The sequence below is a fragment of the Winogradskyella bathintestinalis genome (assembly GCF_030407435.1).
Classification (GTDB): Bacteria; Bacteroidota; Bacteroidia; order Flavobacteriales; family Flavobacteriaceae; genus Winogradskyella; species Winogradskyella bathintestinalis.
This window is the reverse complement of record NZ_JASDDK010000002.1, coordinates 1-16,743: the sequence shown is the minus strand read 5'-3', so window position 1 is coordinate 16,743 and position 16,743 is coordinate 1. Positions and strand designations below refer to the sequence as shown.

Annotated in this window: 19 protein-coding genes; 8 read left to right on the top strand and 11 right to left on the bottom strand. The window is 32.2% G+C overall.

Annotated features, from left to right (window positions below):
* Positions 1 to 42: 42 nt before the first annotated feature.
* Positions 43 to 2,265, top strand: coding sequence for an NADP-dependent isocitrate dehydrogenase (locus tag QMA06_RS05045; RefSeq protein ID WP_290205786.1), 2,223 nt, complete (start codon positions 43 to 45; stop codon positions 2,263 to 2,265).
* A gap of 99 nt (positions 2,266 to 2,364) precedes the next feature.
* Here the strand turns inward: QMA06_RS05045 and QMA06_RS05040 are convergent, their stop codons facing one another.
* From QMA06_RS05040 to QMA06_RS05020, 5 genes are all read right to left on the bottom strand, one after another.
* Entirely contained in the window at positions 2,365 to 2,622 is a 258-nt protein-coding gene (locus tag QMA06_RS05040; protein ID WP_290205785.1) for a DUF6952 family protein, read from the bottom strand.
* Positions 2,623 to 2,659: 37 nt separating this feature from the next.
* Entirely contained in the window at positions 2,660 to 2,968 is a 309-nt protein-coding gene (locus QMA06_RS05035) for a thioredoxin family protein (protein WP_290205784.1), read from the bottom strand.
* Between the two features lie 98 nt (positions 2,969 to 3,066).
* Positions 3,067 to 3,705: a peroxiredoxin gene (locus tag QMA06_RS05030; protein ID WP_290205783.1), complete on the bottom strand. Its 639-nt coding sequence runs from the start codon at positions 3,703 to 3,705 to the stop codon at positions 3,067 to 3,069.
* A 140-nt stretch (positions 3,706 to 3,845) separates the two neighbouring features.
* The gene (nhaC, locus tag QMA06_RS05025; RefSeq protein ID WP_290205782.1) at positions 3,846 to 5,336 is read right to left on the bottom strand and encodes a Na+/H+ antiporter NhaC; all 1,491 of its coding nucleotides are present in this window, start codon (positions 5,334 to 5,336) and stop codon (positions 3,846 to 3,848) included.
* Positions 5,337 to 5,779: 443 nt separating this feature from the next.
* Complete coding sequence (locus tag QMA06_RS05020; RefSeq protein WP_290205781.1) at positions 5,780 to 6,979, bottom strand: aminotransferase class I/II-fold pyridoxal phosphate-dependent enzyme; 1,200 nt, start codon at positions 6,977 to 6,979, stop codon at positions 5,780 to 5,782.
* 161 nt (positions 6,980 to 7,140) lie between these two features.
* On the opposite strand from QMA06_RS05020, the gene QMA06_RS05015 reads away from it, so the two are divergent.
* From QMA06_RS05015 to fabV, 4 genes are all read left to right on the top strand, one after another.
* Complete coding sequence (locus tag QMA06_RS05015) at positions 7,141 to 7,602, top strand: Lrp/AsnC family transcriptional regulator (protein WP_290205780.1); 462 nt, start codon at positions 7,141 to 7,143, stop codon at positions 7,600 to 7,602.
* A gap of 114 nt (positions 7,603 to 7,716) precedes the next feature.
* Positions 7,717 to 8,487 (top strand): LuxR C-terminal-related transcriptional regulator, encoded by a 771-nt coding sequence (locus QMA06_RS05010; RefSeq protein WP_290205779.1) that lies wholly within the window; start codon positions 7,717 to 7,719, stop codon positions 8,485 to 8,487.
* A gap of 238 nt (positions 8,488 to 8,725) precedes the next feature.
* Positions 8,726 to 10,126, top strand: a complete 1,401-nt coding sequence (gene lpdA / locus QMA06_RS05005; RefSeq protein ID WP_290205778.1) for a dihydrolipoyl dehydrogenase — start codon at positions 8,726 to 8,728, stop codon at positions 10,124 to 10,126.
* Positions 10,127 to 10,137: 11 nt separating this feature from the next.
* Positions 10,138 to 11,328, top strand: coding sequence for an enoyl-ACP reductase FabV (fabV, locus tag QMA06_RS05000; RefSeq protein WP_290205777.1), 1,191 nt, complete (start codon positions 10,138 to 10,140; stop codon positions 11,326 to 11,328).
* A 73-nt stretch (positions 11,329 to 11,401) separates the two neighbouring features.
* On the opposite strand, the gene QMA06_RS04995 is transcribed toward fabV, so the two are convergent.
* From QMA06_RS04995 to QMA06_RS04985, 4 genes are all read right to left on the bottom strand, one after another.
* On the bottom strand, positions 11,402 to 11,992 hold the full coding sequence (locus QMA06_RS04995) for a hypothetical protein (RefSeq protein WP_290205776.1): 591 nt from the start codon (positions 11,990 to 11,992) through the stop codon (positions 11,402 to 11,404).
* A gap of 79 nt (positions 11,993 to 12,071) precedes the next feature.
* Entirely contained in the window at positions 12,072 to 12,350 is a 279-nt protein-coding gene (locus QMA06_RS16465; RefSeq protein ID WP_318036593.1) for a LytR/AlgR family response regulator transcription factor, read from the bottom strand.
* Positions 12,351 to 12,410: 60 nt separating this feature from the next.
* Positions 12,411 to 12,782, bottom strand: a complete 372-nt coding sequence (locus QMA06_RS16460; RefSeq protein ID WP_318036592.1) for a LytR/AlgR family response regulator transcription factor — start codon at positions 12,780 to 12,782, stop codon at positions 12,411 to 12,413.
* On the bottom strand, positions 12,775 to 13,290 hold the full coding sequence (locus QMA06_RS04985) for a sensor histidine kinase (RefSeq protein WP_290205775.1): 516 nt from the start codon (positions 13,288 to 13,290) through the stop codon (positions 12,775 to 12,777). Before QMA06_RS04985 ends, QMA06_RS16460 begins: the two co-directional genes overlap by 8 nt.
* Positions 13,291 to 13,320: 30 nt before the next feature.
* Here QMA06_RS04985 and QMA06_RS04980 point away from each other — a divergent pair, with 30 nt between their 5' ends.
* From QMA06_RS04980 to QMA06_RS04970, 3 genes are all read left to right on the top strand, one after another.
* Positions 13,321 to 13,533: a hypothetical protein gene (locus tag QMA06_RS04980; protein WP_290205774.1), complete on the top strand. Its 213-nt coding sequence runs from the start codon at positions 13,321 to 13,323 to the stop codon at positions 13,531 to 13,533.
* Positions 13,534 to 13,788: 255 nt separating this feature from the next.
* Entirely contained in the window at positions 13,789 to 14,382 is a 594-nt protein-coding gene (locus tag QMA06_RS04975) for an RNA polymerase sigma factor (protein WP_290205773.1), read from the top strand.
* Between the two features lie 340 nt (positions 14,383 to 14,722).
* Positions 14,723 to 15,550, top strand: a complete 828-nt coding sequence (locus tag QMA06_RS04970; protein ID WP_290205772.1) for a mechanosensitive ion channel family protein — start codon at positions 14,723 to 14,725, stop codon at positions 15,548 to 15,550.
* Positions 15,551 to 15,720: 170 nt separating this feature from the next.
* Here the strand turns inward: QMA06_RS04970 and QMA06_RS04965 are convergent, their stop codons facing one another.
* A complete protein-coding gene (locus QMA06_RS04965; protein ID WP_290206624.1) occupies positions 15,721 to 15,852 on the bottom strand; it encodes a hypothetical protein in 132 nt (43 codons plus the stop codon).
* Positions 15,853 to 16,049: 197 nt separating this feature from the next.
* Positions 16,050 to 16,743, bottom strand: a 694-nt coding sequence (locus QMA06_RS04960) for an IS3 family transposase (protein WP_290205771.1), incomplete at its 5' end; no start/stop codon positions are given.

Sequence of the window (16,743 nt, the reverse complement as noted above, 5' to 3'; positions counted from 1 at the left end):
TTAATTTTAAGCAAAATATTTTTCAATTTATTTTCAAGACTTATGACAAAAACAGCAAAGATTGTTTATACAAAAACGGATGAAGCACCAGCTTTAGCAACACGTTCATTTTTACCGATTGTTAAAGCATTTACAAAGTCTTCTGGTATTATTATAGAAACAAAAGATATATCACTAGCCGCTAGAATTTTAGCAGCTTTTCCAGATTTTTTAACAGATGAACAAAAGATTAATGATGCCCTTGCCGAATTAGGAGAGTTGGCTAAGACACCCGAAGCAAATATTATTAAATTACCTAATATAAGTGCGTCTGTACCACAACTTACTGCTGCAATTGAAGAGTTACAAAATAAAGGATTTAATTTACCTAATTATCCTGATGAACCTCAAGATGAAGAAGAAAAGGAAATTAAGTCACGCTATGATAAAATAAAAGGTAGTGCAGTAAATCCGGTACTTAGAGAGGGAAATTCGGATCGTCGTGCTCCAAAAGCCGTAAAGAATTATGCTAAGAAAAATCCGCATAGTATGGGGGCGTGGTCTTCTAATTCAAAAACCCACGTAGCAACCATGTCTAAAGGTGATTTTGCTCATAATGAAAAATCGATTACCTTAACAGAAGCTACGTCTGTAAAAATTGTTCATACGGATGCCAAAGGCAATGTAACTAATTTAAAAGATGGCTTAAATTTACTAAATGGCGAAATTATTGATGCCACTATTATGAGTAAAAAAGCGTTGCTCGAATTTTTGGAGGAGCAAGTTGAAGATGCCTTAGATCAAAGCGTTCTGTTTTCTTTACACATGAAAGCAACCATGATGAAAGTTTCTGATCCCATTATTTTTGGTCATGCCGTACGCGTGTTCTTTAAAGATTTATTTGAAAAGCATGGTAAAACATTTGATAAAATTGGTGTCGATGTGAATAATGGTTTTGGAAATTTACTTGAAAAATTAAGCGAACTTCCAGAAGATAAACGGGACAAAATAAGAGAAGATATTCGTTTTGCTCTCGATCATAGTGCAGATTTAGCCATGGTAAATTCAGATAGAGGAATTACCAATTTACATGTGCCTAGTGATGTAATTATTGACGCATCTATGCCAGCCATGATTAGAACATCTGGGCAAATGTGGAATGCTGATGGTAAACAACAAGATACTAAAGCAGTTATTCCAGATAGCAGTTATGCTGGTGTATATAGTGCAACTATTGCTTTTTGTAAAAAGCATGGAGCATTTGACCCAACAACGATGGGGACGGTTCCTAATGTAGGTTTAATGGCTCAAAAAGCAGAAGAGTATGGTTCTCACGACAAGACTTTTGAGATCAGTTCAAAAGGAAAAGTTGAAGTAATTGATGAAGCTGGAAATGTATTAACAAAACATAAAGTTGAAGCAGGTGATATTTGGAGAATGTGCCAAGTTAAAGATGCACCAATTCAAGATTGGGTAAAGTTAGCCGTTACTAGAGCAAGAGCGTCACAGACACCAGCAGTATTTTGGTTAGATAAAAAAAGAGCACATGATGCTGAATTGATTAAAAAAGTAAACACCTATCTTAACGATCACGATACTGAAGGTTTAGATATTAGAATATTATCGCCAATAGATGCGACTAATTTTACATTAAAAAGACTTAAGGACGGAAAAGATACAATTTCAGTTACTGGAAATGTTTTAAGAGACTACTTAACCGATTTGTTTCCAATTTTAGAAGTAGGAACGAGTGCAAAAATGCTGTCTATAGTACCATTGATGAACGGTGGTGGTTTATTTGAAACTGGTGCGGGAGGTTCTGCACCAAAACATGTTCAGCAGTTTGTTGAAGAAAATCACTTACGTTGGGATTCATTAGGTGAGTTTTTGGCATTAGCTGTTTCTTTAGAGCATTTTTCAATGGTGAACAACAATAAAAAAGCGAGTATTTTAGGAGAAACTTTGGACGATGCTTCTGATAAATTATTGGAAAATAAAAAGGGACCATCAAGAAAAGTAAATGAATTGGATAATAGAGGAAGTCACTTTTATCTTGCATTATATTGGGCAGAAGCATTAGCTAACCAAGATAAGGATCAAGATTTAAAAAATGAATTTGCAGAAATTTACAAGGCTTTGTCCTCAAATAAAGAGGCTATAGTTAAAGAATTAATAGAATGTCAAGGCGAACCAGTTAATATTGAAGGCTACTATTTTCCTAATGAAGAATTAGTTGCTAATGCTATGCGACCAAGCAAAGCTTTAAATAGTATCGTAAATAACTAATTTTAAGTTATTTTAATAATTTAATATGAAAAGAAAAAAAGCTTCTGAAAAGAAGCTTTTTTTTGGTTAACATATATTAACTTAATATTTAAATTTTATCTATTTATCTATAGAGCCTAGAACACGAGACATAAATGTATTTAATGCTTCTTTCTTAGAAGTGCCGTCTTTAACCATTTTATGCACTTCAATAGCGCCATACATGTTAGAAATTAACTCACCAATAACATCAAGTTCTTCATCTTTTAACGATGGCACTTCAGTTAAATTTTCTAAAGTTTCAATTGTTTCAATGATGTAGTCTTCATCGTTATCTTCAATGAATTGTGTTAAATGTTTTATTACAGGTAGTTTCATAATTCCAAATTTAATCTTCCTAACTGGAAGAAATTATTTATAATACGTCTTCAACAAGTTCTTTTAAAACATCAAACTTATTAGTTTGTGCCTGTTTTTTAAATTCACCATTCTTAAAAGTGGCAAATGTAGGTAGGTTATCAACTGATGCTAATTTTCTACTTTCCGGAAATTTTTCAGCATCAACAATAACAAAATTAGCCTCATTATGTTCCGTTGCTAATTTCTTGAACTTAGGTTTCATAATGCGGCAGTTACCACACCAAGTTGCAGAATACTGGACAATGACGGTGTCATTTTCTGAAATAATATCTTGTAAGTTGTCTTTCTCTAATTCTTGAATCATAATGTTATTGGTTTTCAATGCTTAAATTACCAAATTCCAAAACCACTTTAGTAGCATTTTGGAATTTGGTTTTTTAGATTATTAGAAATTTACGTTATTTAATGTTTCGCTAAATAAGAAGCTGTACCCTTAACATTTGCTTGCATGGCATCTTTACCTTCTTCCCAGTTCGCTGGACAAACTTCTCCTTTTTCTTGTACATGAGTCAAGGCATCGATTATTCTTAAATATTCATTAACGTTTCTACCTAGTGGCATGTTGTTAATGCTTTCATGTTGAATTGTACCTTCTTCATCGATAATATATGTCGCTCTAAACGTAACGTTATCACCTTCTACAGTTAAAAGTCCAGTTTCTTCATCGTACTGTTCATTAAAGATATCTAAGATGCCTAATGCTGAAGCTAGATTACGATTAGAATCTGCTAAAATTGGGTAAGTTACACCTTCAATTCCACCATTATCTTTAGCTGTGCTCAACCATGCGAAGTGAACTTCTGCAGTATCACAAGACGCACCAATTACAATAGTGTTTCTTTTTTCGAATTCACTTTGAGCGTTTTGAAATGCATGTAATTCTGTTGGACATACAAATGTAAAATCCTTTGGATACCAAAATAATACTACTTTTTTATTATTGTTTTTCGCTTCTTCTAAAACGTTAACTTTAAACGTATCACCCATTTCGTTCATTGCGTTTACGTCTAAATCTGGAAATTGTCTTCCTACTAATGCCATGTTATTACGTGTTTTTAAGATTAATTATTTTCTACAACAAAGATACTTTTCATTACCGATATTTAGTCTTAACTAAATTTTAATTTTTTATAAAGGAATAGATTTTAGCTATGTAAAGTATTTTGTTTAATAATCAAAATCTATTTGTCTCTAATCATTTTAATTTTAATTCTTAAGGCTACAAATAATAAGGTCATAAAAGGACTAATAATACTAAATAATGCATAAGGAATATATGCTGTGGCCCCGGCGTAACCAAATAAAACTTTAGAATGGTATGCTCCACAGGTATTCCATGGAATAAGTACAGAAGTTACAGTTCCTGAATCTTCTAAAGTTCTACTTAAATTCTCAGGAGCAAGTCCTTTATCTTCATAGGCTTTTTTAAACATTTTCCCAGGCACCACTATAGCTAAATATTGATCGGATGCTGTTAAGTTTAATGTTAAGCAACTTGCCACTGTACTTGCAAATAGACCAAAAATAGAAGTAGCCATTTTAAGTAAAGCGTCGGTTATTCTTGCTAATGCACCTATGGCATCCATAACACCTCCAAATACCATAGCACAAATAATTAACCATATAGTGCTGAGCATACCTTTCATACCGCCTGCTGTAAATAAATCATTGAGTTCTGCACTAGTTGTTATAACAGCAGTATCAACCGTTAAAGCATTCATTACTCCTTTGTATGCCGATTGAAATGTTAAATTGTCATACCCCGCTACTGATGCTACAATTTCTGGTTGTGCAATTATTGCGGTAACTCCTCCTAATAATGCTCCAAATAAAAGCGCAATCAATGGTGGTGTTTTTTTTACAATCATAAAAATAACTAATACAGGAACAGTAAATAACCATGGACTAATATTAAAAGCACCGTCAATTGCGTTGAGTTTATCTGAGATTTGCGGTGTACCGGTGGTATCTAGGTTTAATCCGATAATGACGAAAACGATAAGGGTAATTACAATGGTAGGAATCGTTGTTAACGTCATATATTTAATATGACTAAATAATTCAGCCCCAGCCATGGCAGGTGCAAGATTGGTAGTATCACTTAATGGAGACATTTTATCTCCAAAATAGGCACCAGATAAAACCGCACCGGCCGTCATGCCGATATCAATTCCTAAGGTTTTTCCAATCCCTATAAGTGCTATTCCTATCGTTGCAGAAGTGGTCCAACTACTGCCTGTGGCAATTGAAATGATAGAACAAATAATAACACTTGCCGCAAGGAATATGGTAGGGTTAAGAATTTGCAATCCATAATAAATCATACTAGGAATAATACCACTTATTAACCATGTGCCAGCTAATGCGCCTACCATAAGTAAAATAAGAATCGCACCCACCGTAGACTTTATGTTTTCCGCAACTTCTTCGAGCATGCGCTTATATTTTACCTTATTATAAAAGCCTACTATGGCTGCTATTGCAGCTCCCATTATTAAAATAAATTGATTACTTCCGTTCAATGCATCATCTCCATAAACAAAAATATTATAGGAGAGCATCGCAACTAGCGCAAATACAGGAATTAAGGCTTCCCAAATATTAAGCGCTTTATTATCAATGATGTGTTGATCCTCTATCTTAATCTTAGGTTGGCGGTCGTTTTCTTGCATATTAATTGAATTTAGTTGTGTAATGTTACGATAATATCAATTTTATAGCAAATTATGCTCATGCCATTTTTTGAATGTTTTAAAAAAACGATAGTTTATAGCATATTGTTTACTTTTTGTAACTATCTATGAGTTCTATAAATAATTGTATTTAATTATCAGGTCGTAAAACTGTAAAATTTAAGACATGTTTCTTTGAGAATATATTTACTCATATAAATATTGGCTTTAGTCGAAAAAAGCTATAAAAAAACTAAATTTTCATTTTATGCAATAAGACAGCGCACCATTAGAAAATTTTTAGCTAAAAATCGGAATTTGAAGACTTCGGATTATTAATTATAACTAAATTTTAGGTTCATTAATAAGTAGGAAAAATTTAAAGATTTCGATAAACTTAAAAGAAATTTATAGCGCGAATTCGAGATTAGGAAGTGTTTAGTTTATAGAATACCTAATTGCACCATGCAATCCTTCATCATTTTGTACGTACGCTCAATATCAGCATCTAGTCCAATAGAAAAACGAATTAATCCGTCACTCAAACCCATTTCTTTTTGTTCGTCTTCTGGAATTTCTGAAGAGGTAGAACTGCCTGGGGCACTAAATAAAGTTTTATAAAAACCCAAACTTACGGCTAAGTAGCCTAAGTTGTGCTCTTGCATCATTTCCATTAGTGCATTGGCGTTATCTATTGTACCCACATCAATAGTCATCATTCCACCAAATCCATATTTATCATTCATCATAGATTTAAATAATCCATGAGATGGGTGAGAGGCTAAACCGGGATAGACAGTTTTTAAACCATCGTTTTCAAATTTTTCGGCTAAATAAGAAGCATTTTGGCTGTGTTGCATCATTCTAATATGTAATGTTCTGAGGTTTTTTAAAACCGAAGCTGAACGTAAACTATCCATTGTAGCACCTAATAGCATAGCGGCACCACTATTAACGTTTCGTAAATTGTCAATTAACTCTTGTGTACCACAAACCACACCGCCAACCGTATCAGAAGAACCGTTGATAAATTTAGTTAAGCTGTGCACTACGATATCGGCACCCAATGTAATGGGTGAAATAGATAAAGGTGAAAAGGTGTTATCTACTACTAATTTAAGATTGTACTTTTTTGCTAAATTGGATAATCCTTTTATATCGGCTACTTCTAATAGAGGATTGCTAACGGATTCGCAATATAATACTTTTGTATTTGGAGTGATTGCAGCTTCAACAATGTCTAATTTTGTGATATCTATAAAAGTAGTTTCAATACCTAATCTTGGTGTAAAGTTTTTTAAAAAAGCATAAGTGCCTCCATAAATTGTTCTACTACTTACGACGTGATCACCCGCACCACAAAGTTGCAATATTACTGGAGTAATGGCTCCCATACCAGATGCTGTAACCGTTGCGGTTTCGGTACCTTCCATTGCGGCCAATGCTTCACCTAGGTATAAATTTGAAGGGGAAGAGTGACGAGAGTATAAATAACAGCCATCGGCATTACCCTCAAACGTATCGAACATTGTTTTTGCCGACAAAAATGTATACGTTGATGAATCAGAAATTGAAGGATTCACGCCTCCGAATTCACCGAAGTATTGTAAATCTTGAATGTGGTTTGCAGGTTTAAAAGCCATGGTAGTTTTTTTAAAATTATATAGTCCAAATTTCAATTAATTTAGATTATAAGTCAATAGTTAATATGATATTCAGAATAAATTACTATTACAAGTTGTTTCTATAGATAAAAATTCATTAATTGTGAATATCTAATAACTTATTCCGAAAATTTATAACTATGATCTTCGACGATATCGACAAAAAACTACTTAACTTACTTCAAACTGATAGTAAACAAACCAATAAAGCTTTGGCACATCAGTTAAATTTATCGGTTACTGCAGTTTATGAACGTATTAAAAAACTTGAAAAAAATAATATTGTAAAAAAATATGTTGCATTGGTTGATAAAAGCAAGGTGGAAAAAGATTTTGTGGCTTTTTGCCATGTAAAATTGATACAACATTCACAAGATTATGTTGTGAAATTTGAACGTGAAGTTAAGCAACTCAACGAAGTTCTAGAATGCTATCACCTCAGTGGAGATTATGATTATTTGCTAAAAGTTCTGGTGAAAGATATGCAAGCGTTTCGAGAGTTTATGGTTGAAAAACTGACTAAAATAGATCATATTGGTAGCACACATAGTATGTTTATGATAAATGAGGTGAAACATACAACCGCAATTTCAATGTACTGATAATTTAGAATTAAAGTTTTATTTTTACCATATGGAAATATACCATACTAAATATTGATATCGAATTGATTATCTAAATGTTTCAGGCGAAAAAATGATAAAATAAATATACAAATGACACCATCTCATATTAAAGATTTATACCGCGTTATATTTAAATCTTATGACAAGCCATTTTTAAAAGAGCATATCGAAAAAATGATGGAGCTAGATAAGTATCTACCATATAGTTCAACATTTTTCTGCGTTACTAATACTCAGAAATTAACTTTTGAATATATCAGTAAAAATTATACGGCATGTCTTGGTCTAGATGCGAATGAATTAAAAACCCAAGGTATGCGTTATTTTTGGAGTAGAATTCATCCAGATGATGTTGACGCTTGGTTAAGTGCTCTTAATAGTTTAATGGAATTCACACTGAAGGAAATACCAGAAAATAGACGTAAAGATGCCAATTATACATGGAATTTTAGACTAAAGAACGCTGAGGGTATTTACGTAAATATTGTACAAAATACAACTCCGTTGGTTTTCGATTCGGAGGGTAAACCAATTATAGGTTTAGCGCATTACACCGTATTAGATGCTAATATTAAAATGGATATCACGGCCTCTACAAAATTGTTAAATTCTAAAAATGAATATGAAACTATCTATTTTAATAATTTTTCTCAAAAATTATTAAACGAAGGCATAAGTAATAGAGAACGCGATATTATTAGATTACTTGTTTTAAACAATACTAGTAAACAAATTTCTGAGAAGTTAAGTATTAGTTCACATACCGTTGATACGCATCGTAGAAATATTTTAAAAAAATTAAAAATTTCGTCAACAGGAGAACTTGTTGGTATGTTAAAAATGAATCAACATTGGTTATGAGTACAATAAATACTCAAATTGAGTATTGTTAGATAATCTTTTTTTTTGCAATTTTGAGTTGCTATTAGCATCTTAGGGAAAAGTTGTCCATTCGGTTAGATTATTTTGAATAATTTAAAAGTTTGGACTTTTTTTATGGAATAAGTCACGGTGTAAATTTAATGATAAGTCTTTCGTAAATCATTAATGTAAATCGTATTTTTGTTCGTATTAAAACTAATCAGACAAAAATTTTCTTATGAAATCATATGATGTAGCAATAATAGGTTCTGGACCTGGAGGATACGTAGCAGCAATTCGTTGTGCACAATTAGGGATGAAAACAGCCATTATTGAAAAATATTCTACACTTGGTGGTACTTGCTTAAATGTAGGTTGTATTCCAAGTAAAGCCTTATTGAGTTCTTCGCATCATTACGAAGAAGCCACGAAACATTTTGAAGAACATGGCATCGAAATTCCGGGTGATATCAAAGTAAACCTTGAAAAAATGATCGGTCGTAAGCAAGCTGTTGTAGATCAAACTACAGGCGGTATTGATTTCTTAATGAAGAAAAACAATATTGATGTCTTTGAAGGATTAGGATCTTTTAAAGATGCTACTCATATTAAAATTGAAGGTAAAGATGCTCAAGAGATTGAAGCAAAAAATATCATTGTCGCCACCGGAAGCAAACCAAGTAATTTACCATTTATTAAATTGGATAAAGAGCGCATTATCACTTCTACGGAAGCTTTAAAATTGAAAGAAATTCCGAAGCATTTAATTATCATAGGTGGTGGCGTGATTGGATTAGAGTTAGGGCAAGTATATCGTCGTTTAGGTGCTGAAGTGACTGTAGTAGAATTTATGGACAGAATCTTACCAACAATGGATGCTGGTTTGTCTAAAGAACTTAATAAGGTCTTTAAGAAAGCCAAATGCAAAATGATGCCATCGCATAAGGTGCAATCTGTAGAACGTAATGGTGATGAAGTCATTGTTAAAGCTGAAAATAAAAAAGGTGAGGTTGTAGAATTTAAAGGAGATTATTGTTTAGTTTCTGTTGGTCGACGCCCTTATACCGATGGTCTAAACGCAGAAGCAGCGGGAGTAAAAATAAATGATAGAGGGCAGATTGAGGTTAATGAGCATTTACAAACGTCTGTATCAAATATTTACGCGATAGGTGATGTTATAAAAGGCGCTATGTTAGCTCACAAAGCGGAAGAAGAAGGTGTTTTTGTGGCGGAAACTTTAGCAGGACAAAAACCTCATATTGATTATAATTTAATTCCAGGTGTCGTTTATACTTGGCCAGAAGTAGCCGCTGTAGGTAAAACAGAAGAGGAATTGAAAGCGGATAACGTAGCGTATAAAGTAGGTCAATTTCCATTTAGAGCTTTAGGCCGTGCAAGAGCAAGTGGTGATTTAGATGGGTTTGTGAAAATCTTGGCCGATAAAACTACAGACGAAGTGCTTGGCGTTCATATGATTGGTGCACGTTGTGCCGATTTAATTGCAGAAGCCGTTGTAGCCATGGAGTATAGAGCTTCAGCCGAAGATATCTCTCGCATGTCGCACGCACATCCTACATTTGCAGAGGCGGTAAAAGAGGCAGCATTAGCCGCAACAGAAGATAGAGCATTACACGTTTAGATTTTTAATATATGATAATAGAACCAAGAACTAGAGGATTTATATGTTTAACCTCACATCCTACAGGTTGTGCGCAAAACGTACAAAACCAGATTGATTATATAAGACAAAGACCAACTGAAAATGGTCCTAAAAACGTATTGGTAATTGGAGCATCAACCGGTTTTGGATTAGCTTCGAGAATTACAAGTGCTTATGGCTCTAAGGCATCGACCATTGGCGTGTTTTTTGAAAAGCCACCAACCAAGGGACGACCAGCCTCCCCAGGTTGGTATAATAGTGCTGCTTTTGAAAAACAAGCTCACAAAGATGGATTGTATGCAAAGAGTATTAATGGCGATGCATTTTCTAACGAAATTAAAACGCAAACGCTAGAATTAATAAAAGAGGATTTAGGTAAAATTGATATGTTAATTTACAGTTTGGCCTCACCAGTAAGAACGCATCCAGATACTGGTGAACGTTTTAAATCGGTTTTAAAACCCATTGGTGACACCTTTACCAACAACACTGTCGATTTTCATACAGGTGAAGTAAAAGAAATTTCAATCGAGCCAAGTTCAGACGATGATATTGAAAATACAATTGCTGTAATGGGTGGAGAAGATTGGCAAATGTGGATTGATCTTTTAAAGTCAGAAAATGTATTGGCTGAAGATTTTAAAACAGTTGCCTATTCTTATATTGGCCCATCCTTAACCGAAGCGGTTTATAGAAAAGGAACTATCGGAGCAGCAAAAGATGATTTAGAAGCCACAGCCTTCAAAATTACGGATTCATTAAAAGAAATCAACGGAAAAGGTTATGTGTCCGTAAATAAGGCCTTAGTTACACAAGCAAGTTCTGCTATTCCTGTTATTCCATTGTACATTTCATTATTGTATAAAGTGATGAAAGAAGAAGGATTACATGAAGGTTGTATTGAGCAAATTGAACGTTTATTTAATGAACGCTTATATGCCGAAGATTTGCAGTTAGATGACGCAGGAAGAATTAGAATTGATGATTGGGAAATGCGAGATGACATTCAAGCTAAGGTTTTAAAACTTTGGCAAGAAGCCACTACAGAAACTTTGCCTAATATTGGCGATTTAGAAGGTTATAAGAATGATTTCTTTAACCTCTTTGGTTTCAACGTTGATGGTGTGAATTATGATAAAGATGTGGATGAAATAGTTGCTATTCCTGGATTGCAGGAGTAGGTGATCAAAATAATATAAAAAAATTAAAAGCGGAAGTCTATTAAGATTTTCGCTTTTTTTAGTAAAAGAAAATTCAAAGTTCCTGAATTAAATCTTCAATACGCATTCGCTTACTATAATCATATTCATTGACGTCTTTTACAAAACAGTAAGCACTTATTTCTCCACTATTTACTTTCTCGGCTAATTCCTCAACTTTAAAAGGACCGTATTCCTTGGCTTGTTCAATGTAATAGAACTCATGGTCGTATATTACTGTGCTAACTTTCTTCCTGTATTTATCTTTTAAAAATGCTTGGATATCTTCAATAGAATTGAGCTCGTCATCATATTTAGAAGTGTTTATATATAGTGCGAAGTCTTTCTTTTCTAGATTGTTAAGAACCAAAATATCATCATCTTTAAAATAAGCTTTCACTTTTATAAATCCATCTTCGGTTTCTATCGTAAACGTATTTTGCAAATTGAAATTCCATGATGTTTTAATTATATTATCTTTTCTAGAAATTTCAAGAATATTATCCTCTTTAAACGTATAAATCGATTTATTTTTAGAAATACCGTTGACTAAAACCCATGGCTGATTTATAAAATGAGAATCGTGATGACGCTCATAACTAAATGGTTTTAAATTAGGAATAGTTTTGTGTAGGTAATCGTTCATTTAGCACGTTTAAAAAGTACAGCGGTAACTATACAACGTTAAACTTGGGACATTTATTTTTTTATACTCAGGTTTAAAGTTAAAAATTTTCTAGACGTTTCAAAACTTCTTTCTTATAACTTCGACTAATGGAAAGCGCTTTTCGATGAACCGTAATATGTTCATTTGTAAAGGACTGTATTTGTAATATGGCCACTATGTACGATCTGTGAATGCGCAAAAATCTAGAATGTGGTAATTTTGCTTCGAAGGCCGTAATGGTTTCTCTTGTGATAATAGTAGTATTGCGACAATGAATTTTAAGATAATCACTGTAACTTTCAACGTATATAATTTCAGAAAAATCAACTTTAAGCATTTTACGGTCAGCGCGGACAAATATAAAATCGTTATATTCTGTAGTATGCGAAATGTTTTCTTATGATAATAAAGTTACTTCAAAATACCTATCAACAGATTTTAATAATCTTTTAAAAGCTATTGGTTTTAATAGGTAATCAACAGCTTGCAAATCAAATCCTTCTACTGGGTAATCTCTATAGGCTGTTGTGAATATAATTTTAATCTCTTTATTAATAGATCTTGCAAACGATATACCTGATATTTCTGGCATATTGATGTTTAGAAAAATTAAATCTACATTATGGTTACTAATGTAATTGAAAGCTTCAATAGCATTTTTACATTGTGCAGTGACCTCTATATTTTTAATTTTTAATAAATGATTAGCTATAATGTCTCTTGCCATTATTTCATCATCGACAATAATGCAGGACACCACGTTAGACATCTTCTAATTTTAATTTAGACGTTAATAATAATGCTACTTCAAATTCGGTTTCACTTTGATTAATTTTAAGTAGATGTTGATCTGGATATAATAATTTTAACCGCGTTTTTATATTATGCAAACCAAGTCCGTCAATAAAATTTGAATCATTAGAACTGCTATTAATAATTGTGAATTTAATTTCAGTTGGGTTCGTTTCAATAAAGATTGAAATATATAAACTGCCGTTTATAATCTTTCCGTGTTTAAAGCTATTTTCAACAAATGGTATAAATAACATTGGCGGAATTTCAATAAACTCTGAACTTATGTTTTTTGAAAAACCCAATTTCAATGTATCATTAAATCGCATTTGTTCTAAACTTATATAATCTTCAATATGATAAATTTCATCATTTAAATTCACAAAAGGCTTATCGACTTGGTATAATAAATAGTCCAATAAGTTAGATAATTTTAATATCATTTCTGGGGTCTCATCTGCTTTTTTTAATGCAAATCCATACATGGTGTTTAGGGTGTTGAATAAGAAGTGTGGATGAATTTATTTTCTATTTATTTCTTAATAAGAGGTTTCATAGTTCTAAAAAAAGATAAAATTAAAACTGAAAAATTTTTAAAGTTAACAGTAGATGCTAGTCTACTAGGATTAGTATTAGGATTTTTAGCTTCAGTAATAGGATTGATAACCGCTTTCGATTCGGTCGAAGCTATTGAAATCCAGATCCTGCAATTTTCGCAGGGGGATTAAAAGTGTCACTTTTAACGGCCACCTTCGGATTATTTACCTTTGTAATTGCTAGATTAGGAATCTTGGTGTTACGCTGGTTTATATATGCTGAAAAACATCGATAAGTCTAACTTAAAAAATATTTTTATTACAGCGAACTTTTTTTGAAGTTCGCTTTTTTTATTCAATAGTGACTTCTCTTACAATATTGTGTCTTAACTTTATAAACTCGTTAAAATGAGTTTGAGATTTATCTATTAATTCGACCAAAATCCCTTGACACAAGACGCTGTTCATAGCCTAACCGATGAAGCGCTCGTAGAAGCTATCGTAAAAACCAACGACACATTGTTGTTCGAGGTGCTATACGATAGATATGAATCTATGGTGTATAATAAATGTTATGGATTTGCCAATGGAATTGATGAAGCAAAAGATTTAACTCAAGACGTATTTTTAAGGGTTTTTGTGAAATTGGCTAGTTTTAAAGGCAAGTCAAAATTTTCAACTTGGTTATATGCGTTTACCTATAACCATTGTGTGAATTATGTAACTCGAAATACAGCTAAAAAGTTTGAAAAGAAATCCGTTAGTTCTGAAATCGTTGATATCGAAAACATTGGCGAAGACATTGATTCTACTGTAGAGTTCGAAAGTATGCGGGTAGAACAACTTAAAAAAGTCATGGAGTTGATTTCACCAGATGAAAAGATGATTTTATTACTAAAATATCAAGATAATTTATCTATTAAAGACATTTCAGATGCATTAGATATTGGAGAAAGCGCAGTTAAAATGCGATTAAAAAGAGCAAAAGAAAAACTTGTACAGAAGTACTCAAATTATACGAAAGATGGAAAATCCATTTAAGAACTTAGACCAACCTCTACAGAAAGTTCCACATGAACTGAAAGGCAAAGTTATGCACGATATAGCGATGGCAAAGCTCTTTATGGAATTAGCGGAGTTATTCTCGTATAATATTGGGCATATCATAGAAAGCGTAACAAATAAAAGAAAAAAGTAATAGTACAGAGGTGATTGAGATTTTATGATCTGTAGTAAAAAATATAAATGTTTTTTAAGAAACGACATTAACATAGTTGCGCTATTATGATAAATCTATGAAAAGATAAAATAAGATAAATTTGTAGTCGAAAGATTATGTTAGTAATACTTAATCAATCAACTGGAACTTAAAAATATTAGTATGGAAAGATTCATAAATTATAAAAACTCAGCAATGCAATCTATAGCTGCAATTTGGCCAGAAATAGCCTCCATTGCTTTCAAGGTGTTAGGAGCATTATTAATTATTCTAATTGGTTGGTTCATAACTCAATTCGTTGTGAAAGCTGTTAGGAAGCTATTGAAACTTGCTAAAGCCAATAAATTGGATGAGAAATTAAACAATATTGAGATTGTAGAAGGTAAACAATTGAATTTTGATACCATTAAAGTGGTTTCTAAGTTTGTGAAATATATAATGTATATCATTATAATCATTACCGCATCCGACGCTATTGGCTTAGAGATAATTTCTAATCATGTAGGGGAATTATTAGCCTATTTACCTCAATTATTCGCTGCATTAGTAATATTTATATTAGGTTTAATATTTTCGAACTTTGTAAAAAACAGTTTAAAATCACTATTTGAGTCTATGGAATTGTCTGGTGGAAAAATGATTAGTCAAGTAGTGTTTTTTATATTATTGACGTTTATCTCAATTACAGCTTTGAATCAAGCAGGAATAGATACATACATCATTACTAGTAATATCACAATGATATTAGCTGCTTTCTTAGGAGCATTTGCAATTGCAGTTGGCCTAGGAGCTAAAGAAGTTGTAGGTAAGTTATTAAACACATTTTACGCACGTAAAACATTTGAGGTTGGAGATAAAATTGTTTTTAATGAACAAATATATACTATTGAAGCTGTGGAAAGTATATCGGTAATATTAAAAAATTCTAAAGGGAAACTTATTGTTCCTATAAAAGATTTAGTAGAAAATCAAATACTTATTCAAGATTAATTATCAAGTTAGCAGTATAAATATTTTGATTATATAAATAGCAGTCTTTGATGTACTCAAATTCAAATATTTATTTTATCATTATGAATTTGTAATTCGCTTCGTATTTATGTACACTTGATTGCTGTAATTAAAATAACAATTCACTCAATTTCGTCTTTTTTTTCCTCTTATACTCTAGTGCTCATTATGTATTTACGATTATACTTTTTAATCCACTCATTGACTGTTGTTGGGGCAATAGAGTAGAGTTTACAAAGTTCACTCTTTGTGTATTTACCTTTGCTAAGTTCGTCAAGAATTTTTAGTTTAAGAGGTTCTGAATCCGTATAATTACTTTGTCATTTTTGTACATAATATTTAAAATTATGTAGCCTTTATTCAGGACGGGTATATTATACTGAAATAGGTTGACCTTTTTTTTGTTATTATTTCGACGTTCAAAAGATTTTTTTTAGCCGTTTAGAAGGCAAAAAAATAGTTTGAACTAGGTCTGTATTTAAATCGTTAGTTCAGGTAAATTTACATTATTTTTTCGATAGGATTTGTATTTGATGTTAGGATTCAAATGTACTTCAGCTGGTTTTCTTAGATCCAGGCTAAAATGTGTTCTCAGATTGTTATAGATATACACAGCTTGCTCAGTCATTTTTTGAGCTAGGTCAGTGTTTTTAATGGTTTTTTTTAATCCATATTCATACTTAAGAGTTCTGTTAATTCGTTCAGCGACAGCGTTTTCATAAGGATCGTACTGTTTGGTCATACTCATCGTAATTCCATTGTTTTCAGCAAATTCAGTGTATTTAGGATTACAATATTGGAACCCTCTATCAGAATGATGAATAAGCTTTTGATTAGGATATTTTCTATTTTTAATAGCCATGGCTAGCGCATCCTTACAAAGCGATGTTTTCATATGGTTGTCGAGTTTATAGCCCATAATCCTTTTAGAATAAGCATCTGTAACTAAAGCTAAATAGTTATGTCCATTTTGAGTTTTAATATAGGTTATATCGCTAACCCAAAGTTGTTCTGGTCGAGTAGGCACGTGGTCTTTTATCATGTATTTATATTTTTTATACATATGATTAGAATTGGTTGTTGTGATATAGTTCTTTGTTTTTGGCACTAGTAGTTTATTAAGTCTCAAGAAGTTGAAGAACTTGTCTCTACCAATTTTAATACCAGCGTTT